Source organism: Rhizobium sp. BK060, assembly GCF_014193145.1.
Taxonomy (GTDB): Bacteria; Pseudomonadota; Alphaproteobacteria; order Rhizobiales; family Rhizobiaceae; genus Rhizobium.
In genome coordinates, this window is sequence record NZ_JACHYW010000005.1 from 238,795 (window position 1) to 264,068 (window position 25,274).

The 25,274-nt window shown below is 59.8% G+C and carries 21 protein-coding genes and 3 pseudogenes; 14 read left to right on the forward strand and 10 right to left on the reverse strand.

Annotated elements, in window-relative coordinates:
- Positions 1 to 198 precede the first annotated feature (198 nt).
- From FHT71_RS08025 to FHT71_RS31485, 6 genes and pseudogenes are all read right to left on the reverse strand, one after another.
- Positions 199 to 2,499, reverse strand: a complete 2,301-nt coding sequence (locus FHT71_RS08025; protein ID WP_183719378.1) for a cellulose synthase — start codon at positions 2,497 to 2,499, stop codon at positions 199 to 201.
- Entirely contained in the window at positions 2,496 to 3,545 is a 1,050-nt protein-coding gene (locus FHT71_RS08030; protein WP_183719380.1) for a glycosyl hydrolase family 8, read from the reverse strand. Before FHT71_RS08030 ends, FHT71_RS08025 begins: the two co-directional genes overlap by 4 nt.
- Positions 3,542 to 6,037: a cellulose biosynthesis cyclic di-GMP-binding regulatory protein BcsB gene (locus FHT71_RS08035; RefSeq protein WP_183719382.1), complete on the reverse strand. Its 2,496-nt coding sequence runs from the start codon at positions 6,035 to 6,037 to the stop codon at positions 3,542 to 3,544. Before FHT71_RS08035 ends, FHT71_RS08030 begins: the two co-directional genes overlap by 4 nt.
- Complete coding sequence (bcsA, locus tag FHT71_RS08040) at positions 6,037 to 8,226, reverse strand: UDP-forming cellulose synthase catalytic subunit (protein ID WP_183719384.1); 2,190 nt, start codon at positions 8,224 to 8,226, stop codon at positions 6,037 to 6,039. The genes FHT71_RS08035 and bcsA overlap by 1 nt, the downstream gene beginning before the upstream one ends.
- 58 nt (positions 8,227 to 8,284) lie before the next feature.
- Positions 8,285 to 9,247, reverse strand: coding sequence for a cellulose biosynthesis protein BcsN (gene bcsN / locus FHT71_RS08045; RefSeq protein WP_246717973.1), 963 nt, complete (start codon positions 9,245 to 9,247; stop codon positions 8,285 to 8,287).
- 207 nt (positions 9,248 to 9,454) lie between these two features.
- Positions 9,455 to 9,585 (reverse strand): annotated as a pseudogene (locus tag FHT71_RS31485) (3-hydroxyacyl-CoA dehydrogenase family protein); the annotation flags it as partial.
- Positions 9,586 to 10,261: 676 nt separating this feature from the next.
- On the opposite strand from FHT71_RS31485, the gene FHT71_RS08055 reads away from it, so the two are divergent.
- Positions 10,262 to 11,179 (forward strand): hypothetical protein, encoded by a 918-nt coding sequence (locus tag FHT71_RS08055; RefSeq protein ID WP_132594764.1) that lies wholly within the window; start codon positions 10,262 to 10,264, stop codon positions 11,177 to 11,179.
- A gap of 13 nt (positions 11,180 to 11,192) precedes the next feature.
- Here the strand turns inward: FHT71_RS08055 and FHT71_RS08060 are convergent, their stop codons facing one another.
- Complete coding sequence (locus FHT71_RS08060; protein ID WP_183719388.1) at positions 11,193 to 11,381, reverse strand: hypothetical protein; 189 nt, start codon at positions 11,379 to 11,381, stop codon at positions 11,193 to 11,195.
- A 17-nt stretch (positions 11,382 to 11,398) separates the two neighbouring features.
- On the opposite strand from FHT71_RS08060, the pseudogene FHT71_RS31490 reads away from it, so the two are divergent.
- Positions 11,399 to 11,574 (forward strand): annotated as a pseudogene (locus FHT71_RS31490) (trypsin-like peptidase domain-containing protein); the annotation flags it as partial.
- 197 nt (positions 11,575 to 11,771) lie between these two features.
- Here FHT71_RS31490 and FHT71_RS08065 read toward each other — a convergent pair.
- Positions 11,772 to 12,152: a hypothetical protein gene (locus FHT71_RS08065; RefSeq protein ID WP_183719390.1), complete on the reverse strand. Its 381-nt coding sequence runs from the start codon at positions 12,150 to 12,152 to the stop codon at positions 11,772 to 11,774.
- Between the two features lie 194 nt (positions 12,153 to 12,346).
- Here FHT71_RS08065 and FHT71_RS08070 point away from each other — a divergent pair, with 194 nt between their 5' ends.
- Positions 12,347 to 13,027, forward strand: a complete 681-nt coding sequence (locus FHT71_RS08070; protein ID WP_183719392.1) for a redoxin family protein — start codon at positions 12,347 to 12,349, stop codon at positions 13,025 to 13,027.
- 446 nt (positions 13,028 to 13,473) lie between these two features.
- A pseudogene (locus tag FHT71_RS31495) lies at positions 13,474 to 13,694 on the forward strand (M20 peptidase family dipeptidase); the annotation flags it as partial.
- Positions 13,695 to 14,239: 545 nt separating this feature from the next.
- Here FHT71_RS31495 and FHT71_RS08075 read toward each other — a convergent pair.
- Positions 14,240 to 14,959 carry a GntR family transcriptional regulator gene (locus tag FHT71_RS08075; protein ID WP_132594770.1) on the reverse strand — a complete coding sequence of 240 codons (720 nt, stop codon included), beginning with the start codon at positions 14,957 to 14,959 and terminating at the stop codon, positions 14,240 to 14,242.
- Between the two features lie 196 nt (positions 14,960 to 15,155).
- Between FHT71_RS08075 and FHT71_RS08080 the strand changes: the two genes are divergently transcribed.
- The 10 genes from FHT71_RS08080 to FHT71_RS08125 all read left to right on the forward strand — a co-directional run bounded on the left by FHT71_RS08080 (position 15,156) and on the right by FHT71_RS08125 (position 24,488).
- On the forward strand, positions 15,156 to 15,989 hold the full coding sequence (locus FHT71_RS08080; RefSeq protein WP_183719394.1) for a transporter substrate-binding domain-containing protein: 834 nt from the start codon (positions 15,156 to 15,158) through the stop codon (positions 15,987 to 15,989).
- 67 nt (positions 15,990 to 16,056) lie between these two features.
- A complete protein-coding gene (locus FHT71_RS08085) occupies positions 16,057 to 16,839 on the forward strand; it encodes an amino acid ABC transporter ATP-binding protein (protein ID WP_132594774.1) in 783 nt (260 codons plus the stop codon).
- Between the two features lie 9 nt (positions 16,840 to 16,848).
- Positions 16,849 to 17,511, forward strand: coding sequence for an amino acid ABC transporter permease (locus FHT71_RS08090; protein ID WP_132594776.1), 663 nt, complete (start codon positions 16,849 to 16,851; stop codon positions 17,509 to 17,511).
- A gap of 10 nt (positions 17,512 to 17,521) precedes the next feature.
- Positions 17,522 to 18,187, forward strand: a complete 666-nt coding sequence (locus FHT71_RS08095) for an amino acid ABC transporter permease (protein WP_183719395.1) — start codon at positions 17,522 to 17,524, stop codon at positions 18,185 to 18,187.
- Positions 18,188 to 18,224: 37 nt separating this feature from the next.
- Positions 18,225 to 19,103 carry a 4-hydroxy-tetrahydrodipicolinate synthase gene (gene dapA, locus FHT71_RS08100; RefSeq protein ID WP_183719428.1) on the forward strand — a complete coding sequence of 293 codons (879 nt, stop codon included), beginning with the start codon at positions 18,225 to 18,227 and terminating at the stop codon, positions 19,101 to 19,103.
- A 50-nt stretch (positions 19,104 to 19,153) separates the two neighbouring features.
- On the forward strand, positions 19,154 to 20,392 hold the full coding sequence (locus FHT71_RS08105; protein ID WP_183719397.1) for an FAD-binding oxidoreductase: 1,239 nt from the start codon (positions 19,154 to 19,156) through the stop codon (positions 20,390 to 20,392).
- Between the two features lie 33 nt (positions 20,393 to 20,425).
- Complete coding sequence (locus FHT71_RS08110; RefSeq protein WP_183719399.1) at positions 20,426 to 21,901, forward strand: aldehyde dehydrogenase family protein; 1,476 nt, start codon at positions 20,426 to 20,428, stop codon at positions 21,899 to 21,901.
- A gap of 11 nt (positions 21,902 to 21,912) precedes the next feature.
- Positions 21,913 to 22,974 (forward strand): proline racemase family protein, encoded by a 1,062-nt coding sequence (locus FHT71_RS08115; RefSeq protein ID WP_183719401.1) that lies wholly within the window; start codon positions 21,913 to 21,915, stop codon positions 22,972 to 22,974.
- Positions 22,958 to 23,716, forward strand: coding sequence for an SDR family oxidoreductase (locus FHT71_RS08120; protein ID WP_183719403.1), 759 nt, complete (start codon positions 22,958 to 22,960; stop codon positions 23,714 to 23,716). Before FHT71_RS08115 ends, FHT71_RS08120 begins: the two co-directional genes overlap by 17 nt.
- A gap of 16 nt (positions 23,717 to 23,732) precedes the next feature.
- Positions 23,733 to 24,488 (forward strand): SDR family NAD(P)-dependent oxidoreductase, encoded by a 756-nt coding sequence (locus FHT71_RS08125; RefSeq protein WP_183719405.1) that lies wholly within the window; start codon positions 23,733 to 23,735, stop codon positions 24,486 to 24,488.
- Between the two features lie 182 nt (positions 24,489 to 24,670).
- On the opposite strand, the gene FHT71_RS08130 is transcribed toward FHT71_RS08125, so the two are convergent.
- Complete coding sequence (locus tag FHT71_RS08130) at positions 24,671 to 25,210, reverse strand: Pycsar system effector family protein (RefSeq protein ID WP_132594790.1); 540 nt, start codon at positions 25,208 to 25,210, stop codon at positions 24,671 to 24,673.
- Positions 25,211 to 25,274 lie beyond the last annotated feature (64 nt).

Consider the following 25,274-nt stretch of genomic DNA (forward strand, 5'->3'; position numbering starts at 1 on the left):
ACATCGTAGCCTTCTGCCGGCAGTGGCCTCAGGTGCGTTGGACGGCTTGCAGCGCAATGGCGGGGACGAGCACCGAGCGCTTGGCCAGGCCAGAGGGGCTGATCCAGGCACTCCAGTCGCTCCCCCACGTCGCCCACCGCCCGCAACACCAGACAATCTATCTGGCGGCCCGCGCCTTACACAGACTTTCCGCCATCGTTAGTAGACGCTATCAGGATGTGTCGATGCCTTCAGATCGGCCAGGCCGCGGTTTGCATCCTTGCTGCCGGTCGCCGCGGCGGCCGTGAAGATCCGCTCCGCGTCTCCGTACATCTTCATGCTCAAGTAAGCGTATCCGCGAAGCACCATCAAGTCGATCGGTTCCTGCTGGAGCTGCGCGCGCTGGTCAAGGAATATCAAGGCCTCTCGATAACGCTTGGCGTCAAAGGCGGCCAAGGCCCTGTCGGCCAAGATCGCGACCTGCAGTTCGGCTGCGCGTTGTTGTGTCTGCGGCGCCCTCGTTGCTGCAACGGCGGCATTGTTGGATAGGCCGGCGCGCAGATAGGCGAGGCTCTGGCCATAGGCTGCATCTTCGCGCGTCTTGCGGTTTGGACTGGCCAGCGCTGCCTCGAACGCCTTTACCGCCTCCATCGGGCGATTGAGGTCCATCAGGCACCAGCCGCGTGATAACGCCGTTTCCGGATCGAGCAATTGGGCATTGATCGTGGTCGTGCACCCGCGCACCTGCCGTGCACTGCGGCGAACCGTCACCGTTTGCATCGCAGGCTGGCGCGAGGCCTCGACGCGGGCCGGTGGACTTACGCTCTCAATGGGTTCCGTCGGTGCCCTAACAGTTTCAGGGGGCGAGGCCACTGCGCCTTGCGGCACCGCCTGCCCCGGAGCGGGCAGGGGAGGTTGTGTGGCTTGCCTATTGGTGGTCTCGCCTAACTGCGCGATACGCTCGGACTTGCCCGCCCATAGCCGTTGGATCTCGGCCACGCCCGCGCGGTCGTGCAACTGCTCGCGCGTGATGGCCAATCCGTAGGCGGATGGTTCGTCATCCGGTTTCCAGCGCAACGCCGTCTCGAACCAGCGAGCCGCCGTCTGTGGTTGGTTTAAAGTGCGGGCGAACCAGCCGAATTGCTGCGCCGTCGGCACATATTTTTGCGCAATGACCTCGGCGGCGATACGCGAAAGCACCTCTTCACTAAGGTTCGCCGGTGGCTGCAGGGCCATCAGGTTTGCCGTCGCTGCAAGATAGGTCGCGGTCGCGTCCTTGGAGGTACCGCGCCACTTGTACATGACGTCCTCAGCCTCCTGAGGCTTCTTCCCGGCGATCAACACCAGCGCCAGCCCCTGGGAAGCAATTGCCGTGTCTTCCTTGTTATGCGCTGCCCGGAACCATTTTTCGGCATCCGCATAGTTTCCCCGACGAAGCTGGGACCAGCCGAGAAGAAGGGCGTCGGATGCCAGGCCCTCGGTTTCTGCAAGTCGTTGAACAATCGAAAGGTAAGCCGGCGCCACAGCAAGATCGGGGTCGTCGTTGCCAGCTGCGACAAAGCGACGGGCAAGGTCATTGCGGATGCTGTCGAACTCGCGACCGCCGTTGCCATCGGGGCGTTCGAGCGCCAGGAGATCCTGCATCGTTGCGTAAGACAGCAAAGCGGACGCTTTTTGAATGGTCGCCAGACGCTCCTGCGGATTCGTGCAATTCTTCAAGATATAGAGATAGGCATCCCGTGCGCGAGGTGCGCGATCCGTCCTCGCGAAGGCTTCGGCAACCCGCCAGAGCACATCGATGTCGCTGCATGTCAAAAGGCTCGGCGTGTTGGCGCCGATCTGGACGACAGTTGAGTATTGCTTCAGGTCGGACGCATTGACGAGGCGTGCACGGGCTTCCGCGACATCCAGTCGGTCAAGCAAGTCGGGTGGCGGCTGCCATCCCGGTTCGGAGGCCTGCCGATCGGCAATGGCCTTGCGAAGCTCCGCGTAGCGTCCCTCCGAATACAATTGCCACATCTGTTCCAGTTGCCTGTCGCCGCTCTGCGGAACGGCCAGGGGGTCGGCGGGCGGCACCCAGTTCGGATAGAGGGCCTGGAGGCGCGCGATCTCGGCCTGCAGTCGCGCCTTGTCGCCGCGGCTGGCGAAATAGCGCAATGCACTCTCATCGACTTTCGGCTGAGCCGGCTTGGCTGGCTGAGAAGCGGGAGACTGCGCTTGCGGTGCCTGTGCGACCGTTACGGGTTCTTCGATCTCGTCACCGGCGGTCTCGCTCTCCTGAGGCAGCGGCGGGACTGTCGTTGCGGCTTGCAGCCGATCGGCAATCGCCTGCACGTCGATCTGAGGCTTGGGGCTGATCTCTGGCCCCGTGACACGACCCATCAGCATGAACTGTGGCGCGGGTGCATGACCCGATCCGCCGAAGCCGAGCATCTCCTGAAGTGCCACACGATCCTTCAGGGCGGTCACCAGACCGGCCACCGCCACCGCGACAACAATTGCGACGGATGAGGATCTCACAGACACTCCGGATGCTTCTCCCCGACAAATGCCAACCCAAGAAGATGAAGGGTCGATGGATAGTAGAGCGATGGCTCAAACTGCCGCGACGACTCAGGCAGCTTCGTTCCGTCTGTCACACAGGCCACGACATCGTTAACAATTCGATAACCCGGGTCCGACAGCAGCGTCTTTGGCTCACCGGAGGCGAGGCTGATCGTCGCCAAAGTGCCGTCCTCGGCGGTCATTCCCTGGCGCAATCTTGACAGCAGAGCCTTGTCGGAAATTCCCGCGCGAACGAGGTAGAGCGGTATGCGCAGGCTGTTGTATCCGAATTCGGCATCGAAGCCCTTGGCGGGCTCCGGCATGCGATTGAGGCTCACCCAATCGCTGGGCAGCTTTCGTGGTCCGAATTTCATCGACCGCAACAGTGACAGGCCGTCATCCGACAGTTTCTGCCAGGCGTTGGACGGCGCCAGGAGCGCCATGATCGGGATCGCCTCGTAGACCCAATAGGAAGGGTTGATGATAGGGCCGTCCTTGCGATCGGGAGAATCAAAACCGCTGGCACCGGGCAGCAGCAGCGTGCGTCCGCCTGAACTGACCACGACATGCGAAAGAAGCGCCTGAGCCATCTTCGCGGCGGACTCGATATAGTCACTTCTGTTCCAGGCAGACCCAGCAAGGGCCAGCGCATAGGCAATCAACAGATCGCCGTCCGACGCGTTGTTGATATCGGTGACATGCGGCGTAACGGCGGGATCCCATTTCCAGGCCGCCAGGCCATCGTCGCGCAGCAACAGTTCAGTGCGCGTGAAGTACCATATCTGCTCGAAGTCTGCGGGGCTGTTGGCAAGGTAGGCAAGCAGCAGACCATACCCTTGGCCCTCGCTGTGGCTGATATTGCCGTTTGCATCATCGACGATGCGGCCGCTGGCATCCAAGAACTTCGCCTTATAGGCGCCCCATGCCTGCGGGTTGATCCCCGGACCTTGCGCCTGTGCGGACTGGCAGGCGGCGGCGACCGCGAAGCTTGCGGCGCAGATCAGTTTCAACAGTCTCTTCATTCGCGCCTGCCCAGCCTGGAAAGCATGGCTGCCGTGGCAACACCGATTAGAAGCGAAAGGACGACCAGAAGGAAGGCGTAGGACAAGATGTTCGTCGACAACCAGTTCGCAGCGATCAGGCGATAATTTGAGATTGACCACGGCTGAGAGGCAACGAAATCGAAGCGACCGACCGGGATGCTTTCGACCTTGCCGGTCTTGCTGGAATAGGTGGTGATATGACCCGCGACCTGCGGCCAGTTGACCTGTGCGGTAACTGCCTCGGCGCCCTCGCGCAGGTCCTTGGCGGAAGGAGCCGTGACGATGGTCCAGGACGATCCCCCGGCGGCGCTTTTGCCCTGAGCGATCAAGAAGCTGTCGTCGTTCGAGGGCGTGAAGGCCTCTTCCGATCCGGGCACGAACTGCAGCGAACTCAGCGAAATGTCGAAGTTGCGGCGAAGCCACTCCTGAAATGACGTGATCTGCCCGCGCCATACTCCGCCGCCAACTTTCGAGCGCCAATCATCAAAGGTCACGGCGCGTTCGGTCTGGTTTGATTGTGCCGCGGCGGGGGGGCGCCAAGAGGCCTGACTGCTCGTCGCTATGTTCAGCTGCGTCAGCACTGCCGGCGGCATCTGCGAGATCGATCCAATGAAAATGGCGTCTCGCTCGCCGATGGCGCCCGGTGTCGCAGCCGGCTCAACGTCGATCGGGCGGCCGGCAACGATCGCCATTTGTCCGAGCAGCGTAGCAGTCGCCGACAGCGTATCGCTATCGATCCGGTCGATGAAGAGAGGCGTTGGCTGCGTCGCACGATTATAGGGATAGCCGGTTCCAGATAGGCCGGCCAGATTCGGCCGCTGCCCGATCCGGGCAAAGTCGGGAATGTGAAGCTCGCTGGTGTCGAAGAGCGCAAAGCGCGGTGCTGCGCCAGCCGTCGTGCCGGGCACGCAGACCTCGTCCTCCTTCGTCATGAGGATGGCTTCGAGCGACAGCGTGTTCAAGCCCGGCCTGAAATGCCGCATCGTGACGCGAATGGGCAAATGCCGGAAGATGCCTCCACCCGTTGACGAAATAGGCACTGTTGAAGCGATATTGCCGTTGACATAGATGTCGATATGGCTGCCGGGCAGGACGTTCTGCGTAAAGGCTGCGTCGAGCAGTACAGTGGCTTCGCCATAGGCGTTCGCGTAGAAATCGGACGGCACGGCGATATTGAAACTGGTACGGAAGCGTCGTCCCGAAAACTCCGTCGTCGCCACGCCCAGCTGCGCAAACGTCAGGTTCGCGGCCGACAGAATGAGCGGCGCATCCGGGGCGCTCCAACGCTCCGTCACCAGCGTGTCGCGAACGGCCGTCGCTGGGCGATCGGTTGTCGAAACGATCGTGTCGATTGCAGACGAGATTGCTGGCCAGGACGGGCCGCTGATCAAAAGAACGGGTGTCCCAGACTTCGGATCCGTCACGAACGAGGCCAGCGGCGCCGCTTGCGCGGCCGGCGGCGTCGCAATGACTGATTGAAGCTCGGCCGGCGTTCCAACGACGACAGTCATACGACCCGCACCCGCTTGCGGCAACGTGTCAGGCGTGAATGAGAAGGTCTGGTTCGGCATGCCGCTTAGGACCGCGAGGCCCTGGGCAAGGCGTAAGAGAGGCTTTGTCGTGCCCGGCTGCTCGAGCGCCGGCACGACGAAATTGAACTGCGTTCTGCCGGTTTCATCGACGCCGATCGCGCGAATGGCGTCTGTACTGGAAAACTTCGCGGCCTCTTGCCCACTAAAGCTCAGATAGGTCTTTGCCGGGTCAATGTCCGTCCAAAGTTCATAGGTCGATTGAACGGTGCAGTCGGTGCGGTGGCGTTGGGTGGCTTCGAATGTCAGAAGATTCGCGCCCGGTTGCAGCAGTCCCGCGGGCACGTCGAAGGAGACATTCGATGGCGCGTCTGATGAGGCGATCGGCTGTTGGCCGACGATCCGGTTGTTCAGAAGAACCGTCAGTTGCGACGCCTCCGGGGCAACGACGACAGCATTTTGGTAGGAGAAGTTGAACTTTGCTGGCGCGGCAGCCTGCTCTGGCGTGATGTAGATCGACCACGACTTGCGATCATACTCGCCATCGAGACCCAACTTCGCGAAAGGGATGACATACCTCAGGACTGAGCTTTGACTAGCTCGCTGGATGGCCGGTTGCGCAGGGCGTTGCGCCTGTGCCGGAGCAACTGGTGGGGCAGGCTGCGGTCGAGCAACGTCGGCCGGGGTCTGCGGTTGCGATGGTGGCGTTGCCGAGGCTGACGGTGAAGCGGGGGGCATGGAGAAAGGGGGGGTGGGCGCGGCAGGCGTCGCGGGGGCCATCGGTGTCGCTGCCGGCGCTGGCGTGGCCGGCAATGTCAGTCTCGGCACCATCGGCGTACTGCCCTGCTCACGCTCACCCGACATGTCGAAAGGCGCCGTTTGCGCATAGGCAACCGCGCAAGCGGCGAGGAAAAACGCAAAGATCGATGTGATCTTCTTCATCAGTTGCCTGCCTTCGCGACCTGATGCTGCCGCTCGCGTTCGGGCCGCATGCTGCGGAAAAGGTACACGAGACCGCGGCTTGTCTGGTAGAGCGATAGACCGAGAAACCAGATCGTCCCGCGAATAAGGCCTGGGTTGTGGCGACGCGCCTGCTGGAACTGCGTCCACTGATCGGAATTCGCAAACATCAGGTCGGCGATCAGGCGGTGATCGAGGGCGCTCTTCGGACTATATTGGCAGCCAACGGCCAAAATCTCGCCAGAAGGCTGGATATTGCGGACGATAAGCGGCAGCGTTTCGATGCTTGCGCCGCTGTGAGGCTGGAAGCGTATCTCGCCTTCGGCGCCAATTACCATCGGATCCAGCTGCTTATTGAACACATGCAGCCGTGCGCCGTGTACTGAGACATCCTCGACGGATGCCGTGTGCCACTTGCCGTTGACCCCGAATTCGCAGCGGCGGTTCACGCGCACGCGCCGAGACGCGGCCCGCTCGCCACGTTCGGAAACGACGCCTAGGGCGCAGCCGGCCATGATCAGGTTGATCATGTTCCAGCCGCCGACAACCAAGGTCACGTCGGCCTTATAGGGCTCGGCATAGATACGATAGATGGTCACTGCCAGAGCAATCAGCAGTACGGCAAAGATGACGAAGAACGGTCGGCTGATTTCCGAAAGACGGCTGAGCGCGATCGACTCGTCCTTCGCCGTAACCTTGAACGTTGGCTTTTGCGGATTGAGCATGACCGAGACCACTGCCGGGAGCAGGTGAACCGTCTGAACATACTCGTAGAGTTCCGATATCCACGGCCAGCGAAAAGACCCATAGAGGTAGTTCTGCATCATCAGGTTCACGAGCATGTATGCCAGCGTATAGGCAAGGAACTCGCCGCCCGATGCGGTGAAGATCTCCAGATCGAAGAAGAGGTAGAAAAGCGGTGCGAACAGAAAGATCGTGCGGGGAAACGGGAAGAGCCAAAAGAGCGTCGACGACATGTAGCAAAGGCGTTGCGGCAGTGTCAGCCCCCGCTTCAGCAAGGGGAAGCGGAAGCGCAAAATTTGCATCATTCCCTGTGCCCATCGGCTGCGCTGGCCGATGAAGCTTGCAAAGGTCGCTGGCTGCAGCCCGGCGATCAGGGGCTTGTCCACATAGATGCTGTTCCATCCGTTGCCGTGAAGCGCAAGGGCAGTTTCGCAGTCCTCGGTGATGCTGATGCCGCTGAAGCCACCCTGGGATTCCAGCGCTCTTCGGCTAAGGACGGCGGCCGAGCCGCAGAAGAACGCTGCGTTCCATTTGTCGAGACCGCGCTGGATGATGCCGTAAAACATCTCGTTCTCGCTCGGCATTCTCTCGAAGGTTCGAAGATTTCGTTCCAGGGGATCCGGGTTGATGAAGAAATGCGGTGTCTGGACAAGGAACAGCTTCGGATCGTCGTCGAAGTAGCCGACGGTTTCGAGCAGGAAGTCGCGGGCCGGTGCGTGGTCGGCATCGAATACGGCGATCAGCTCGCCGCGCGAATGCTTCATTGCGGCGTTGAGGTTGCCAGCCTTGGCATGCTCGTTTCGGTCGCGCGTTAGGTAGCGTACGTCGAGATCCTCGCAGAGCTTCTTGAGCTCGTTGTGGCGCGCCACTGCTGCCTGGGCTTCGAGAAGCTTGTTGGAATTGCGCTTCTGCAACGTGCCGCCATCGTCCAGCAGCCAGACATGCAGCCTTTCAGCGGGATAATCCATGGCCTTTGCGGCGGCCAGCGTGTTGGCCAGGAGGTGCGAGTCCTCATTGTAGGAGGGAACGAACACGTCGACATGGGGAAAGCGTTCTTCCTTGCTCGCGCGCGAAGGGCGCGAAGGTAAGGGCGTGGCGACGATGAACAGGCTGAGCGCCAGCATTGCCACGCTGTACATTTCCGCGAGATAGAGCAGCAGGCCGGGGATGAAGTTTTCTGGCTGATTGATCGGCGGCAGCGTGCTGGTCGTGCGCCAGTAGACATAGCGAAGAACAATGGAGGTGCCGAAAGCAAGCGCAATCAGCCTCCAGGTGCCTTCGGCCTTCAGCCCCTTGATGATCGCCATTCCAGCGACAACGACAATGCTCGCAATCAGCTGGGTCTGAAGGTTCACTGGCAGTGTGATCAGCGCGATCACACACAGAGAAACGATGGCCCACGTAACGATGCTTCGGGCTTTATGCATCAACATCCCTTTGACAATGCAGACCGGGTGCTCGGGAACACTTACAGCCTTCTCACGTCTATCTTCGGCACGCGGCCGTCATGGCCGAGTCCCCTATACACTCTGGCGACGGCACCGCCAGACCGCTCGCCGTCGCGGTTTTCGGTTGCGGCTGTTGGTTCGAAGGCACGGCTGACATGCCTGGTTGCGGCAAATCGCTCGTCGTGTCCGGCAGCGGGACGCGAGGACCTGTCGGCTGCGGTAACTGTGTAGGCGCCTCCTCAGCTTTCGGCTGAACGCTGCGTACGCGAACGACACGAGATTGGATTTCCGGGCGGGCGGGTTCATAGCCAAAGGCCATCGGCATGCTCCTGTAGCCGCCTTCGTCCGGATAAATCGCATTGCCGGGGCGCCCGAGCGTCGGATCAATGCCCTGCGCAGATCCAAATGGATTCCAGATTTCTCCGTCCAGCATCCCGACGATCGTGTAGCCGTACATTATTCCGAGCAACTGTCTTTCGGTTGCCCGCGCATCGCAGAGGCGCAACCGTAGCTGGATCATTCCGAAGTTGCGCGCTTGCGTATGAGCGGATCTGCTCGAGCGGATCTGCTGCCAGCCATAAAGACAGGTATCGCCTGAAGCGCTCTGGCCAGAGGCATAGCCGAACGGTCCATAGCTGTTTTGCAGATAGGTGGTGGATCGCGTCATCTGCACGCCGGGAACGGCCGCAAAAGCCTCGCGGATTATCCCGTTTTCGCTGATCATTTGATACGAGGCGTTTCCGATACCGGGATTGGAGCCTGATGCCCCGAGGAACTGCACCTTGAGAAAATTCTGCCCGGATACGGAAGACGACGTGTAGAGCGAAATCATCTGCTCGGTGCCGTTGCCGCGCTTGTGCTCTACGACGCTGACGATCGAGGGGCCACCGGGCGGAGGCAAGGCCAGCGCCTGCTCTGCAGGTACCGTTTCGGGAATATTTGGGGCCCTGACGTTTCCCGACGACTGGCATCCGACCACGAGCCCGCAAAGCAATGCCAAGCATGACGCCTTCAGCAAACTGAACGTTTCGGGTCGCCGCAATCGTCTTTCCTCACATCCATGCGCATGGTTTCGCGGTGGACTTCCGAATCAACGACCCTTGAGGCCGCCACCCATGGTAAACGACGATTATGGTTAACCCCAAGTTAATGCGTGGGGTCAGGATAGCTCTCGTGGAGAAACGGTTCGCGCAGCCATTTCAGCGCTTCATTTTCCGGCCTTCTGCCCCAGCCACTTCGCTTCGACATATTTGACCAGCAGCAGGGGCGGTACTTGGGGTCCGCAAGCCCCTCATGGAGCACGTTCATGATGACGAAGCAGGTGTCAAGGCTGATGAAGCGGCCGCATCGAGCGCGCCCTGTTCATCATCGAATGGTATTCGTGACCTCCCAGATTCACTCGATTACACGTGGAGTGACGATGCGGTCCTGAGGCGCAGGAAGTCGAATCAAGAAAAGCTTGAGTACTGGGTAACTTCAATTAGAAATATCTAATAGAGCTCGCGCTTATCGTGTGGTATAAATCGAATATCGCTGGGAATTATGTTCGAAGATATTGAGCGAGGGCCTAACATGAGCTCGATTGTATTTGTTCCTCCCATAGGTTTTCAGATAGTCACTCGCGAGGACGGCAATGAGGTGGCCATTGGCGTCTCGGCCACGGGAGAGACACCCTCGGAGAGCCCCTTAAACAAGTATCCTCCCGACACACCGGTTGTGGTAAGAAAGCCACCCCCTACTGACCGTGGGCCAATCGTAGCTGCTACCCGAGTAGATGAAATGTTTCCCCTTCCGGGGGGGCCGGAGTTTCCCACTCTTCGCTCTCTAATGGACAACCTGTCCACCATACTTGGCGAAAACCAGTCTGTAACATTGCGAACGGAGGGGCTATTGGAAACGGGTGCGCTGCTGGCCGCAATGGCGGAGCGTGCTCCACCCTCCACGCAACTCACTGTGTTTCTTGACCCAAGATCCACTCACTTCCCGTTGGGATTTGAGCAAATGGTGGGATGAGATGACTGACGCCGCTGCAGTTGGGGACGATAAAGCGACCGGAGCTGCGCCGGTTGGGGAGGCTAAAACGACTGGCGCTGCGCCGGTTGGTGACGATGTCGTTAAGCGCAACAGTGAGGTGCGTTCCAACATACGTGATATGGCTCGCTGGCTCATCGTCGGCCTCGGTGCAATTGTAACCTTTGCAATCGGCGGGAGCAGCCTGACCCAACTGGGGTCAATGGGGTTTGGCTCGCGATTTTGGTTTGCCACCTTCTCATTGGTGCTGGGGTTGGCCGCGTGTGTATTGCCTTTGGTCAGGGCCATCGACCTCATGACCATGCGCATCTACGCGCGCGACGAGGTGTTCACGAACCAGCGTTTCGAGAGAGCACGTAGCGAGGTAGAACGCCTCATTCTTCGAGACAAGCTGTACGAACCCTATCGGAAATTTGGAACGCTCAACGACTTGTTCGAAGAGATCACTGCTGAGATCAAGGACCAGATGACCCGCGGCGAGGACCCGGACTACACGGCCTACGATGCCGTAGAGCCTAACGTGCGGCAGGCAGTCGAGTACGCGCTCACCCAATACACTCGCGATCGCTTTGATGCGTTGCTCAGCAACATGAAGTGGGTTCTTCCCATATTTGGAGCGCTTATTCTGGTTTTTCTGATCCTAGCCAATCCAGGAAAGGAGGATCCCAATAAGCAAGTGCCACCGTTCCCTCTAAAGATCGCCTGGAACGCGTCCGATGAGGCGGTTCTGAAAGCGGCAGGAATAGGCCAGGGATGCACGAAGGTTAGTCAGTCTGCGCTCTACGTCCTTACCGAGGGACTTCGTCCAGAGGTTCTCGCGGTTCCGCCTGATCTGCAGACGGGCTCTTGCAAGGTCGTTCGAGTTACCCTCGACAGCGACCGACATCTTGCGTTGCCGTAAGCCAGAGTGTCTTTTACGTCTGTCGCAAGTCGATGCGGCTCTCGATCCAGACGACGAGAGCGGTCAGTTCTTCACTTTGATCATGATCGTGACGCGTCGACGGCAGCTCCTTCGCGCGAGCTTCGGCCGCGGCGATATCATCTTTCTCCCCGTGGGCCAGGTCCGCCTCGTTCGGCAGCGCCGTTGATGCCGTCGAGTGCACTCGGCGCTTCAACGGCGGATATCGTAGCGATAGGCTACCCCTTGGCCGACCTCCTTGCAGACTCCGTAAAATCACGACGGCAATGTGATTGCGCTAAATTAGCGGGCTTGCGGAACGATACGCGCTATATCCAGATTTCGACGCCGATCCAGCCGGCAATTCTGGCGGACCTGTTGTGGACCGAGATGGCTTCAAGGGACGGGCTCGGGGCTACGGTAGTCGCAAAAACCCTTGTCGACCTGCAGCCCTAGCCACTTCGCTTCGACATGTTTGACAAGCAGCAGGGGAGGTACTGCCTCATGGAGCAGCTGATGACAGGTCTTAAATGGATTTGAACTTTGAACCCTCAAAGGGGTAACCTACACCGGCCTGCTCGGCGCAAAAAGCTGATCAGAAAGGCTGATCCTGTATCGAAAAATAAGGGTCGACCACGCCTTCGAACGCACCGGAATATAGTGCTGATTTTCCCAACACCGTCGAGGATGTTGGAGCCTTGGCGGTCTTTTTGCTCTCCGACAAGGCAGCCGCGTTGAGCGGAAGCGAAATTATCGCCGACCAAGGCATGTCGAGCAGGCTAGGAGCATTCTGAAGCACGTTGGCACGGGCAGTGCGGTGAAACGATAATTCCGTGCGTGGCCGCATTTTCGCCGCCACAAGTGGCGCAAGCTTTCCTTTCCTTTCAATCATCAGCGGGCAATGACCGTTGTCGTCTCCACAGACCAGCAAGATTCTCGCCCCCATTTTGGTCGTTGCGGTTAGCCGCTGGATCACGCTTTGCTGCTTAACGCTTGCTCGTGGGCCAATGTGGGGCCATTCTCAGGGGTGATCCTGGCGGTACGCCGAAGCGAGAAGTCAGGCCTGTAACGCTTGATCTTAGCCTCGGCAGCGCCCAACGCGGGCTCGACTTCAAAAGCACTTGTCGTGGTGCCTTTTCTCGACGGATCGCCGCGGTGAGGAGGTTTTCCATGTCTGCGTGCCATGTCGAACATTTGTTGCAACCGGGAGACCAAGCCCCGAATTTTGTGCTGGATGCGATTTCGCGCCAAGGGAAGATCGCACTTGATGACTTTCGCGGCCGCAGCCCGTTATTGATCGGTCTGTTTCGGGGCCTGCACTGTCCGTTCTGCCGCCGCCATGTCGCGGCGATGGCACAGCTCAACCCGGCCCTGCGCGAGAACGGCATAGAATCCCTGGTCGTTGTAAGCACCCCGGTCGAACGCGCACGGCTCTATTTCCGTTACCAGCCAATCCCCAATCTTCTTGCCGCATCCGACCCGGAACGGGCTTTGCATCGCGCCTTCGGCTTGCCCGTGCTCGAGTTCACCCACAATGAGACCGACTGGCCATACAAGGTCGGAATGGACGTGGTCATGGCAATGCGGGTCGATCGACCGGGAGAGTTACCTGAACCGATGCCCCCGCCCACAGCAGGTGATCTTCTCAACAAGAAGGACCGGTACGAAATTTTAGAAGCCGATCGGCAGGTGAGCCTGGCCGGACATATGCAGCTTGTCGGTCACTTCTTGCTCGATCGAGAAGGTGTGGTGCGCTGGAGCTTCACGGAAGTCGAAGACGAGGGGCGAAATGTGTGCCAGGCGCTCAATCCCGAAGAATTGCTGTCGGCAGCTTCCCAACTCGCCGAATAACGACGAAGAACGAGAGCTGATGCTACCGAAGTCGTTCGTTGCTCTGCGCCACAAGCGGCCCCGCCTTGTCGTGTAGCGCCTCGGAGCCCGAAAACTAAATGTTGTTCTCAATCTGAATGGTGGATAGCCACAGCAAGAAGCGGGTCAACCCAGGAGGCGCCAAACCGACCTTCAGGTGCGGTTCGCTTTCCACCAGCGTAATGTAACATCCAGAAACCTATTTTGAGACGACATCGCGTTTGGTTTCGATAAGGTTACCCTCGAGGGGAGTAATCATCATGGATGCAGGGGCTCGCGACGACGCGCATCAAATCGACTGGCATAGCTTCGCCATGGTACTAACAATGCCGATGGCGATTGCCGCGGTTTCATTTGGATGCCAGTTCTTTTTGTAATAGGGCACGCTCTGCTAAGCCGTGCCCGGGCTGCATGCACTGGTTGAGGCTCATAAGGAATTATTCCGCGCCGTCGTGCTGATCGCCTCGGATGGTCCGGCCCTTCCGCCGCGCGGCCGACCGTCTTTCTGGGATCTCGCGGCGCGATTAGCTTTGACATTTGGGTCGATGCGCGCAAAGGCGGCCATCATTCCGGCAACTGGGACGGTCTTCTCTCCGATCCTGCAATCCAGCTTGCCCATGCGATCGCCAGTATCACTGAGCCCTCCGGTATGGCTCCCGGTGAGTATCCCGGACGCGAAGGACTCGCGTTGATGGCCGGGCTTTATTGGGACCTCGGAGAGCGAAACGTTCCGGGAGTATCAACTGGCGATCTGGCTCGTAAGTGAGCGCGCGGATGGTGGCAGTTTCTACATAGGAGCGGAATTATCTGCCCTCTCTCACTTTACAGCAGACGATGTCTGCCGCCGCTTCGACAAGCGACAAGCGACAAGCGACAAGCGACAAGCGACAAGCGAGAAGGAGGTGGTGGCGGATTGAGGAACGCAACGACCTCCGGAGAAGGATCGTCCAGAAACGCTTCTGCAAAGCCCTGCTGCCCCGAGGCATAGACGCCAACAGTAGCTCCATTCATGCGTTCAATATACGCTGTCACACCCATTTCAGTCCGGCTCCCAGCCTTGGGATCGGCTCGATGTGCGGCTTCGGTCGCGAGCGGTCGTTTCCCAGGGACTGAAGAGCCTTCCAGGCGCAATGTTCAGAGCGTCCGTCGGGTCTCAGTCACCGCTCGGGACGCGGGTTTATTGCTGGCACCCAACTACTGCGCCGCCCGAAGCGGGCCGAGCGTCACGTCGGTTGTGTAGTTCTCGCGCATGAAGTTGATGAAGTTATCCTGGAACTGGCGGGTATGGGCGTGGGCCAGCTCGTCGGCCAAATCAACGTTTCTGTCCCGGATCGCTTCCAGCATCTGATTGTGTTCGTCGGTTAGAAGATAACCCTCGTGCGTCCTCTCCAGGTATTCGAAATGCAGATGAAGCATGCGCTGCCCTTGGGAGAGGAGCTTCTCGTAAAAGGACGCGAGGTACTGATTTTTGCCGGCATAGGCGATCGCCATGTGAAACTCTTTGTTCGCCTCCGACATCGCAAGGTGGTTTCCCGTTTTAACCGCAGCTGCAAACGCTTTATCGCGCTTGGCGATGACCTTCAGGTCGGCCTCGGTGCGTAGCGCGGCGGCCAGGCGCGTATTCATGCGTTGGGCGATATCGAGCGCCTCAACATATTTCGGGAAGGTCGCAACCTCGATCGGCGCGACGATCGTGCTCCGGTTTGAGAGTGTGACGACCAGTTCATCGGCGCCAAGCCTGATGAGCGCTTCGCGGACGGGAGAGCGCGACATGTCGAAGCGTTCGGCAAGCGTCATCTCGTCGAGAAGCTGACCGGGCGGAAGTGTCAGGGCAAGAATCTCGTTTCGAAGCGTCTCGTAGACGCTTTTCCAGCCCGTTCCCCGGATCCGTTTCACTTCAGTTTCGTCAGACACTTAGATCCCTTTCATTCGCGATGGCGTCATTGGGCCAGAAAAACAGCATGTCGGCAATGTAATTTTTCTTCTTGACTTTGTCGACACGGTGTTGACTGATAGCAACCAGTCGACACGCAGCCGACACATAAAATCAGAAACGGCTAGAGCCGACGAGTGGAACAACGCGCTTCGCGCACAGCAAAGAGGAATGCCGATGCTTACGAAGATGATAACGTCCGCCTTGCGGACGCTGCCTGCGCTCGCCCTTATGGGTGGCCTGTCAATCACAGCGGCTCATGCCCAGACTGCCGAGGGATACTGGCAGGGCGTTCAGAAGGCGGGCGTTTTGAAATGCGGCGCGGCAGTTGCTCCGCCCTACATCATGCGTGACCCGGCAACCGGCGACTATTCCGGTTTCTATGCAGACCTTTGCCGCGAGTTCGCCGACGTCCTCAAAGTGAAGCCGGAATTCGTCGACACGACCTGGGACAACATCGTGGCAGGCCTTCAGGCCGGGAAATGGGATGTCTCACTTGCTCTCAACCGCACGCCTGCGCGCGCCATGGCCGTCCAGTTCTCGATCCCGGCGATGGAATACCAGATCTCTCTTGTCTACAATAAAATCAACCCGAAGATTCCGGAGGGTGCCGCATCTGTTGCCGACATCGACAAGGCCGGCGTGACGATCGCGGTCATGTCCGGCACGGCCCAGGACAAGGCGATCTCGGCAGTCGTGAAGAATGCCACCGTCATGCGTCTGCCCGGCAACGACGAAACGCGTCTCGCCCTGACCTCCAAGCGCGCTGACATATTGGTCGACGCCTCCGATACCAACCAGCTTCTCACGCAAGCCAATCCCGACTGGGCCGTCGCCTTGAACCCGACGCCGGCACTTGCCAAGCAGGGCGTGTCGTTCGGTCTGCCGCACGGTCTGTCTGCCGCCGACGTCGAAGTCGTCAACATCTTCCTCGAAGAGAAGGTCGCGACCGGTCACGTGGACGAGTTGATCCGCAAGGCCGTCGATCAGGTCCTCAAGGGTTCGAATTGATCCCGTCGGGCGTCGGCGGCTGAGCGCCGACGCCACCCCTCGCTTTTCAGACGAACCGAGATCGGCCATGACCATGTCTTTCAGCCTTCCCCTCGTGAAAATGCAGGCGCTCCACAAAAGCTATGGTGATGGAGCAATCCAGGTGCTGAAAGGCATCGACATCGAAATGAAGCCAGGCGAGCGGGTCGTCGTCATCGGCCCTAGCGGCGGCGGCAAAAGCACGTTGCTACGGGTCATGATGGGGCTGGAGAAGATCGACAGCGGGTCGATCAGCTTCGACGGGAAGGCCTACATTTCATCGCAAGGCGTTGGCAAGAAGACCGTGATCGACACCAATGTCCGCCGATCGATCGGCATGGTCTTTCAGCACTACACACTGTTTCCGCATCTGAACGTCACGCAGAACCTCGTCCTTGCACCCTGCAAGGTCCGCAAGGAGCCCAAGGCGAAAGCTGTGGCGCGCGCACAAACGCTCCTCGAACGCTTTGGACTTGCGGCCAAGGCGAAAGCCTATCCGGCCCAGCTTTCGGGAGGGCAGAAGCAGCGCGTCGCGATCGCTCGTGCCCTGATGCTCGACCCAAAGCTAATGCTCTTCGACGAAGTCACGTCGGCCCTCGACCCCGAACTGGTCAGTGAAGTCGAACAGGTTATCCTTCAACTGGCGTCCCAGGACATGCCGATGATGATCGTCACTCACGACATGTGGTTCGCCAAGAACATCGCCTCACGCGTGATCTTCTGTGCAGGCGGCGTGGTCGTCGAGGACGGCCCGCCGGAGCAGGTGCTGGGCTCGCCAAAGGAGGAGCGCACCAAGGATTTCATCGACCGCGTCTTCCACATCAAGCAATAGGAGGCGGTTGTGAACTATACGTTCGACTTCAACGCGGTCTCGATCGCCCCATTGCTTCAGGGGCTCTGGGTTTCCCTCGAGTTGACCGCAGCGGCCAATGTCATCGGCGTCGTCCTCGGTTTTGTGCTGGCCCTTTTCCTCATGAGCCCTTATCGGATGATCCGGCTTCCCTTCATGCTGTTCGTAGAGTTCTTCCGCTGCACGCCGGCGATCGTCCAGGTCGTCTGGATCTTCTACTGCGTGCCGATGATCTTCGGCGTCTTCCTCGACCCGATCACGATGGGCGTCTTAGCCCTCGGCTTGAACCTCATGGCCTTCAATGCAGAGGCTTATCGCGCCGCGATCCAGGCCGTTCCGCGCGAGCAGCTCGATGCCGGGATTGCACTCGGCCTCTCGCCTCTGCAGCGTATCCTCTACATCGTCTTTCCGACCGCGTTCCGGGCCTCGATACCCGTTCTCTTGACGAACGGCATCGTCATCTTCCAGCAGAGCGCGCTGGTGGCGATCGTCGCGATCCAGGATCTGATGTACCAGGGCAAAACGCTTGCCACCGAAACCTATCGTCCCATCGAGACGTTCACGGTCGTGGCTCTCATCTATTTTGCCGTGTCATTCCCGATAACGCAGATCGTCGGCCTCCTTGAACGCCGCCGGCAACTTCTCGCCAGTTAGGAGGCCAAGGATGGCACTCGACTTTTCGATCCTTCTGCGCTTCGAGCATGCGCTTCTGCTCGGCCTTTGGACCACCGTCAAGCTGACCGTGATCTGCATCGTGCTCGGATGCTCCCTCGGCTTCCTCGTCGGTCTCGCCAGAACGTCTCGCAGCATGGCGCTGCGGGCAATCTCGGGAGTCTATGTCGAGTTCTTTCGCGGCACGCCCGTCCTTATCCAGCTCTTCTGGATATTCTTCTGCCTGCCGCTGATCCTCGGCGTTGAACTCTCGAACCTTGCATCAGGCGTTATCGCTCTGACGCTCTACATGGGTGCAATAACCAGCGAGACGTTTCGCGCCAGCCTTAAGTCGATCGGGCACGAGCAGATGGATGCCTGCGTTGCTCTGGGGCTGTCGCGCAAGGTCCAGGTCGTCAACGTGGTGCTGCCGCAGGCGGTGCTGCGTGCAATCCCGACGCTTTTGTCGAACTGCGTCAGTCTCTTCAAGGAGAGCGCTCTGGTCTCGGCCGTCGGCATGGCTGACCTGATGTTCGTAGGCCAGAACATTTCGAACAACACGGCGCGGCCGGTCGAGGTCCTGACAGTCGTTGCCCTGATCTATTTCGTCATCGCGTTCCCGCTGACGAGGGCAGTCTCGCTCGTCGAGGGCCGCATCCTCAAGAAACTCGCCATCTAGTCGTACCCATTCGAACGAACAGGAGAAACCCATGAACATGAAATTGTCCGGCGTCATGCCTGCGCTGATCACCCCATTCGACGCGAACGGCAAGGTCGACTTCAAGGCCTTCGAGAAACATCTGACGGCGCTGCGCGCCGCAGGCGTGACCGGATGGGTGCCGATGGGATCGACGGGCGAATACCCCGCGCTCTCGAACGCTGAGCGCGACGAGGTCCTGACGTTCGTCAAGGATTTCGCCAATGAAGGTGAGGCCCTTATCGCCGGAACCAACGCTCCGGCAACCCGGGAGGTCATCGAGAACACGCTTCGAGCCAAGGAGATCGGCTACGACACCGTGCTGCTCGCAACGCCGTTTTACACCCGCCCGACGCAGGAAGAGCTTCTGGCGCATTTCCAGAAAGTGCTTAACGAGACCAACGTCAATCTCGTCCTTTACAGCTACCCCTACAAGGACGGCCTCGAGATCGGCTTCGATATTCTGGACGCGCTCGCTGACGATCCCCGCGTCCTCGGCATCAAGGAAAGCTCTGGATCACTGCAGCGCGCGATCGACATCCACGCTCGCTACGACGGCCGCATCGACCTCATTTCGGGATCGGACGACATCGCGCTCGACTTTATGTTCTGGGGCGCGGATGCTTGGATCTGCGGACCGGCAAACTGCATGGCGAAGGCATGCGTCGATCTGGACCGGACCTTCCGTTCAGGCGACTTCGCCAAGGCGCGCGAAAAGATGATTGTGCTCTATCGTGCAATGAACATCCTCGAAAGCGGCAAGTTCGTGCAGAAGGTCAAATATGGCTGCGAGCTACAGGGATCGTCGGTCGGCAGCTGCCGTGCGCCGCTCGGTGAGCTGACCGCTGAGGAAAAGGCCGAGTTCAAGGCTGCAATGCAGCCGATCCTCAACTGGTAAGAGCTTGGAGCGGTTTGGCTGCTCCATATTCCAAATTCTATGAGGTCGTCGTGGCATCTACCGTGGTCGTCGGAGCCGGCATCATCGGCGTGGCAATCGCTTACGAACTGCAGCGTCGCGGCAAGCAGGTCACCTTGCTTGACAGGAGTGCGCCAGGATCTGGCGCCTCCTTCGGCAACATGGCGAGCATTGCCGTCACCGAATTCATGCCTGCCTCTCGGCCGGGCATCTGGGCGCAGATGCCGAAGTGGATGCTCGATCCGGAAGGACCGGTGCGTGTGCGGCCGGGCTACATGCCGAAGCTCGTCCCCTGGTTCCTGCGTTTCCTGGCGGCAAGTCGTCCCTCGAAGCTTCGTGAGCTTGAGGCTTCGGGCGCGGTACTGTGCCGGCGGGTTCACGAAGACCTTGACGCTCTTCTCAAAGAGACGGGACTGCGACACATGCTGAGCGCTGAGGGTTGCCTCAGCCTTTATGCGGACGACGCGGAATTTCGCGCGGATCGGGAGCACATCGAAATCCTGGAACGCTTCGGCTTTCGCCATGACGTTCTTGGCAAAAATGCCATCCGCGAGCTTGAGCCGGCGGTGACCAAGAAGATCGGCAAGGCAGTGCTGTTTCCCGACAACCGGTCGGTTGCTGATCCTTACAGGCTCGTTGTCGCCCTTGCCGAGAAATTCCGGTTGCTCGGCGGCCTGATCGAGGAGGGCGAAGTCGTTGCATTTGACCATAGCGACCCTGGTGTCGCGGCACTGCGGCTGGCCGACGGGCGAAGAATTCCCGTCAAAGAAATCGTGCTTGCCGCGGGCGCGTTTACAGGACGGCTCTCTGCGCTTCTTAAAGAAAACATCCCGCTTGAAACAGAGCGCGGCTACCACACGCAGATCATGGATCCCGGCATTTCAATGCGGCACTCGATTATCTGGCCGGCGCGCGCCTTCATGGTGACGCCGACCGCGGGCGGTATCCGGGTCGGCGGTACCGTCGAAATGGCCGGCCTCGATGCACCGCCCGATTTTAGGCGTGCAAGGGTATTGGTAAAACGGGCCAAGGAAGCTCTTCCAGAACTGCAAGCCCGCCAGACGACGGAGTGGATGGGACATCGCCCGGCTCTGCCGGACACCGTTCCCGTCATGGGACCGTCGGCCAAGCGCAAGAATGTCTGGTACGCAACGGGCCACGGGCATCTTGGTCTCACCTACGCGGCAACCACCGGCCGCTTGATGGCCGACCTCATCACGGGCGTCGAGCCGCCCGTGGACATGAAACCCTATCGCGTCGACCGGTTCTAGAACCGGCCGCGTGGCTACAAAAGAGGGAACGATATGCGAAACGAACTGTACATCGATGGCAAGTGGACGAGGCCGGTGAAGGGTGGCACCTGCGACGTCATCAACCCTGCGACCGAAGAGGTCATTCAGGTGATTGGCGCCGCAACCGCCGAGGACGTCGACATCGCCGTCAAGGCGGCGCGACGGGCCTTCGACAAGGACGGATGGCCGAAGCTTACGGGCGCTGAGCGGGCCAAGTACCTGCGCGCGATCGCAGATGGTATCCGTTCCCGGCAGGCGGAGATTGCCCGTCTCGAGGTCCTCGACAACGGCAAGCCCTTGCCGGAGGCCGACTGGGACGTCGCTGACGCTGCCGGATGCTTCGACTTCTACGCAAGTCTGGCCGAGCAGCGCGACAACAACCCGGAAGAGCCGATCACTCTCGCCGATGATCGCTTCACCTCGAAAGCGGTCAAGGAGCCGATCGGCGTGGCGGGCGCTATCATTCCATGGAACTATCCCCTTTTGATGGCGGCCTGGAAGGTGGCGCCGGCCCTTGCCGCCGGATGCACGGTCGTGCTCAAGCCCGCCGAGCTGACGTCGCTCACCGCGCTTGAGCTTGCGGCCATCGCCGATGAGGCGGGGCTTCCTGCAGGTGTCTTGAACATCCTCACGGGCGCAGGTTCCGTTGCTGGTCAGGCGATCATCGACCACAAAGGGGTCGACAAGTTGGCGTTCACGGGATCCGGTCCGGTGGGCTCAAAGATCATGGCTGCGGCCGCCCGCGACATCAAACGCGTCAGCCTTGAGCTTGGCGGCAAGTCGCCATTCGTGGTGTTTGAAGATGCCGATATCGACGATGCTGTCGAATGGATCATGTTCGGCATCTTCTGGAACCAGGGTCAGGTCTGTTCTGCAACCTCCCGCGTACTTGTCCAGAACACCATCTACGACCGCCTCCTGGCACGTCTTGTCGAGGAAACAAACAAGATCACGATTGGCAATGGTCTCAACGAGGGCGTTCTTCTCGGACCGCTCGTCTCGAAGCGCCAGTATGAGCAGGTTGTTGGCGCGATCGAAGGCGCCCGGCTTGCCGGTGCGACGATCGCGTGCGGCGGAACACGACCGGAAGGGTTCGACAAGGGCTACTACCTGCGGCCGACGGTGCTGACCGACGTTCCCCTCGACAGCGACGCCTGGGTCGAGGAGATCTTCGGCCCCGTCGTCTGCATCCGGCCTTTCAAGACCGAGGAGGAGGCCATCGAACTCGCGAATGACTCGCGTTTCGGTCTCGCCGCTGCGGTCATGTCGAAGGATGATGCCCGCGCCGAACGCGTTGCCGCCGCCTTCAGGGCGGGCATCGTCTGGATCAACTGCTCGCAACCGACGTTCACCGAGGCACCTTGGGGTGGGTATAAGGAATCCGGGATCGGCCGCGAACTCGGCCGTTGGGGTCTGGAGAACTATCTCGAAACCAAACAGATCACGAAATACGTCACCGACAAGCCCTGGGGCTGGTACATCAAATAGGGGGCCGCAGGATGCGCTTTGATCGATCCCTCGAACTGCTGCTCGTCCATTGCCAGGGTGAACTCGGGCATGTCCTGGTCAGTGGCGCTCCGGAAATCCCCGGTGCGACCATGCTCGATAAGATGAACCACATCAACACGGTCGATGACAGTCTGCGTCGGTTCGTCACTTTTGAACCGCGCGCCAACGTTGCCATGTCGGTAAACCTGCTTGTCGCGCCGACGCGTCCCGATGCCGATGCCGGGTTCATCGTCCTTCAGGCCGACCGCGCGCACCCGATGTCGGGCAGCAACTGCATCTGCGTCGTGACAGCGCTCCTTGAAAGCGGCCGCGTGCCGATGCAGGAGCCGGAGACGACGGTCCGACTGGATACGCCAGCGGGCCTGATCATCGCTCGAGCCCGGTGTAACAACGGCCGCTGCGTAAGCGTCAGTCTCGACAACGTGCCAAGCTTCGCGGAACTCCTCGATCACGAGATCGACACGCCGGCATGGGGTCGGATCAAGGTCGATATCGCTTTCGGGGGTGTGTACTACGCGCTCGTTGATGTGGCCGAGGTCGGCCTGACCATCGAGCCGGCGAATGCTCGCGAGCTTGCAGAGGCGGGCATCGAGCTGAAGCGCCATCTCGCCGAGCAAGTAAAGGTGGCGCATCCGACGCTGCCGGGCGTCGACGAGATCGCCTATGTCATGTTCCGCGACCAGGAGCAGGGCGGTACTGTCCGGACGTGCACCACCCTGCAACCCGGTCGCGTCGACCGTTCGCCTTGCGGCACCGGCAGTTCCGCTCATCTGGCAACGCTCTACGCACGAGGCCTTGTTGCGGTCGGCGATACGCAGACCTCGCGTTCCATTATCGGCGGGGAATTCCTTGCCGAGGCGATCGGCGAGACGGAGATCGGCGGTCGGAAGGCAATCCTTCCCCGTATCACTGGACGCGCTTACGTTTACGGACGCTCGAAGCTGAGGCTTGCAGAAGACGATCCCTTCTCCGGCGGCTTCGCGCTCTCTGATACATGGGGACCGCAGGTCGGTCTATTGAAGGGAGGAGCGAGGCATGACCAAGCCGCTTGAAGGACAGGTCATCCTAGTCACCGGGGCAACAGGCGGTATCGGGGCGGCGATCGTCGAGCGCCTCGCCATGGAAGGCGCTCGACCGATCATTCACTTTGGGCGAGACCGACATGGAGCCGAGGCACTGTTGGCCAGGATCGGGGGACACGGCTGGCTTATTGAGGCCGACCTATCCGCGCCAGAAGGCTCGTTTGAGCTCTGGCGGAAGGCTGTCGAGGCGGTCGGACGTGTTCACGGGCTCGTCAATAACGCGGGAATCCGCACAGAGATCTTGATCGACGCATCGGCGGAAGAATGGCGGTCCGCCTGGCAGAGGGAGTTCCAGATCAATTTCTTCGCCGCGGCAGATCTTTCCAAGGAGGCGATCCGCCACTTCAGGGCAAATGGCGGCGGCCGCATCGTCAATTTGGCGAGCCGCGCCGGACAGCGCGGATATGCGGCGGACGCCATGCCTTACGGTGCTACGAAGGCGGCCCTCCTCAACCTGACAAAATCGATAGCCCGAAGCTTCGGTGCTGACGGTGTGGTGGCGGTTGCGATCGCTCCCGGTTGGGTAAGGACGGAGATGGCGGAGGATTTCATCGCGACCCACGGGAAGGCTCAGGCCGTCGCCGATATCCCGATCGGCGAGATGGCATCACCGTCCGAGGTCGCCGAACTGGTCGCCTTTGTTTTGCGCCCGAGCCAGACGTCGCTCAATGGGGCGACATTGGATGTCAACGGCGGAAGCTACATTCGATAAAGGGAAGGAAGTTTCCATGAGACGGTTTGAAGGCAACGTCGCCATTGTTACCGGTGCTGGTGGCGGGATCGGTTCGGCAATTGCGCGTCGGCTGGCATCGGAGGGCGCATTCGTCGTCGTCACCGACGTAAACGCCAAGGCTGCCGCGCAGGTCGCAAGCAGCATCGAGGTTGACGGGGGCGGCGCCACGACGATCGCGGCGGACATCTCGAAAAAGGAGGAATGTTTCGGGCTCGTGGCGAGGGCGTTCGAACTGAAAGGCCGGCTGGACGTTCTCGTGAACAACGCCGGCATCAATCGGCGTGGAAACTTGCTGTCACTCTCCGACGAGGATTGGGACTTAAGCTTCACGGTCAATCTGGATTCGATGTTCCATCTGTGCCGCGCAGCACTTCCTCACATGATTGCGGCAGGCGGCGGCGCGATCGTCAACACAGCCTCGCAATGGGGGCTCTATCCGGCGCCGAACCACATCGCCTACAACACGACCAAGGCTGCGGTTGCAGCATTCACCCAGAACCTGGCTCGTGACTACGCGCCCGACAAGGTCCGCGTGAACGCTGTCTGTCCAGGCGAAATTCACACACCGATGTTGGAGGCGGGAGTGAGACGTTCCGGGAAGACGATAGCGGATCTCGACAAGCTGGTACCATTCGGCCGTATTGGCAAGCCTGAGGAAGTCGCTGCGCTGGTCGCATTTCTGGCCTCAGATGAGGCGGCTTTTATGTGCGGATCGCTGGTCGAGATCACTGGTGCGCAGGCGGTTGCGTGAGCAACAAAGAATTCAAGCGCGACCAGTGTGTCGGATCACCGAACGGGGCGAGGGCGACTTCCGGGGGCTGTCGGCGCTGCCGAAGAGAAATAAGCCGACGGGGGTGACCCTGTCGCGGGCGGCAACCAACGGCACGCCGGTTTGTTTGCCGGTTGCGATCCAGTCGCGATTGCTTTCGGCGACTAAGTGCTGACCAGCAGAAGGATGTAGGCGATCACAGTGACCATCAATGCCCGGAACGCGTAGCTCACGCAGCGGTATTTTCCACGCGCTATGGTCGAAAGGATATCCGCATTCTCGACATACTGCTCGAACAGATAGCCCTTATCGCGTTTCGTTGCCGCCTCGCGAAAATGACCACGATGCTTGGGCCAAGCTCCCCAGAACAGGGAGGTCGAGGAGTTCACGTGACGCGGCAGAACCACCAGAATCGCTGAGAGGATAGAAACGATTGACGCCAGTGCCAAAGCGCCAGAGAGAAGTATGCCCTGTGGCGAGCCTTGGGCATAGCGACCCCAGGTAAAGACCTCACGTCCCTCGCTGGACGTTACTAAAAAGGCGAGCATAAAAGTAAAGATATAGGCGGCCTTCTGATCAGAAAGTTTGATTTGGTCGTAAAATATGTCGTTTATCTTCTTGATGTGGTCAAGATATTCCGACCCCACATCTTCAGTCGAAGGTACGCTGAACAAATAATCCGAGGAATTCTCAAAATCACTCACGCCGCACCCCCGTGCCAAAGTGTTTCCTTGATATTACACCTGCCATGCAAAGCAAGTCTGCCTT

What these genes read in the sequence shown, in the direction of transcription:
- FHT71_RS08055 (WP_132594764.1), top strand. Translation starts at nt 10,262, where the DNA reads ATGACTGACGCCGCTGCAGTTGGGGACGATAAAGCGACCGGAGCTGCG.
- FHT71_RS08115 (WP_183719401.1), top strand. Translation starts at nt 21,913, where the DNA reads ATGCGCTTTGATCGATCCCTCGAACTGCTGCTCGTCCATTGCCAGGGT.
- FHT71_RS08120 (WP_183719403.1), top strand. Translation starts at nt 22,958, where the DNA reads ATGACCAAGCCGCTTGAAGGACAGGTCATCCTAGTCACCGGGGCAACA.
- FHT71_RS08030 (WP_183719380.1), bottom strand. Translation starts at nt 3,545, where the DNA reads ATGAAGAGACTGTTGAAACTGATCTGCGCCGCAAGCTTCGCGGTCGCC.
- FHT71_RS08125 (WP_183719405.1), top strand. Translation starts at nt 23,733, where the DNA reads ATGAGACGGTTTGAAGGCAACGTCGCCATTGTTACCGGTGCTGGTGGC.
- FHT71_RS08085 (WP_132594774.1), top strand. Translation starts at nt 16,057, where the DNA reads ATGACCATGTCTTTCAGCCTTCCCCTCGTGAAAATGCAGGCGCTCCAC.
- FHT71_RS08035 (WP_183719382.1), bottom strand. Translation starts at nt 6,037, where the DNA reads ATGAAGAAGATCACATCGATCTTTGCGTTTTTCCTCGCCGCTTGCGCG.
- dapA (WP_183719428.1), top strand. Translation starts at nt 18,225, where the DNA reads ATGAAATTGTCCGGCGTCATGCCTGCGCTGATCACCCCATTCGACGCG.
- FHT71_RS08095 (WP_183719395.1), top strand. Translation starts at nt 17,522, where the DNA reads ATGGCACTCGACTTTTCGATCCTTCTGCGCTTCGAGCATGCGCTTCTG.
- FHT71_RS08080 (WP_183719394.1), top strand. Translation starts at nt 15,156, where the DNA reads ATGCTTACGAAGATGATAACGTCCGCCTTGCGGACGCTGCCTGCGCTC.
- FHT71_RS08070 (WP_183719392.1), top strand. Translation starts at nt 12,347, where the DNA reads ATGTCTGCGTGCCATGTCGAACATTTGTTGCAACCGGGAGACCAAGCC.
- bcsA (WP_183719384.1), bottom strand. Translation starts at nt 8,226, where the DNA reads ATGCATAAAGCCCGAAGCATCGTTACGTGGGCCATCGTTTCTCTGTGT.
- FHT71_RS08110 (WP_183719399.1), top strand. Translation starts at nt 20,426, where the DNA reads ATGCGAAACGAACTGTACATCGATGGCAAGTGGACGAGGCCGGTGAAG.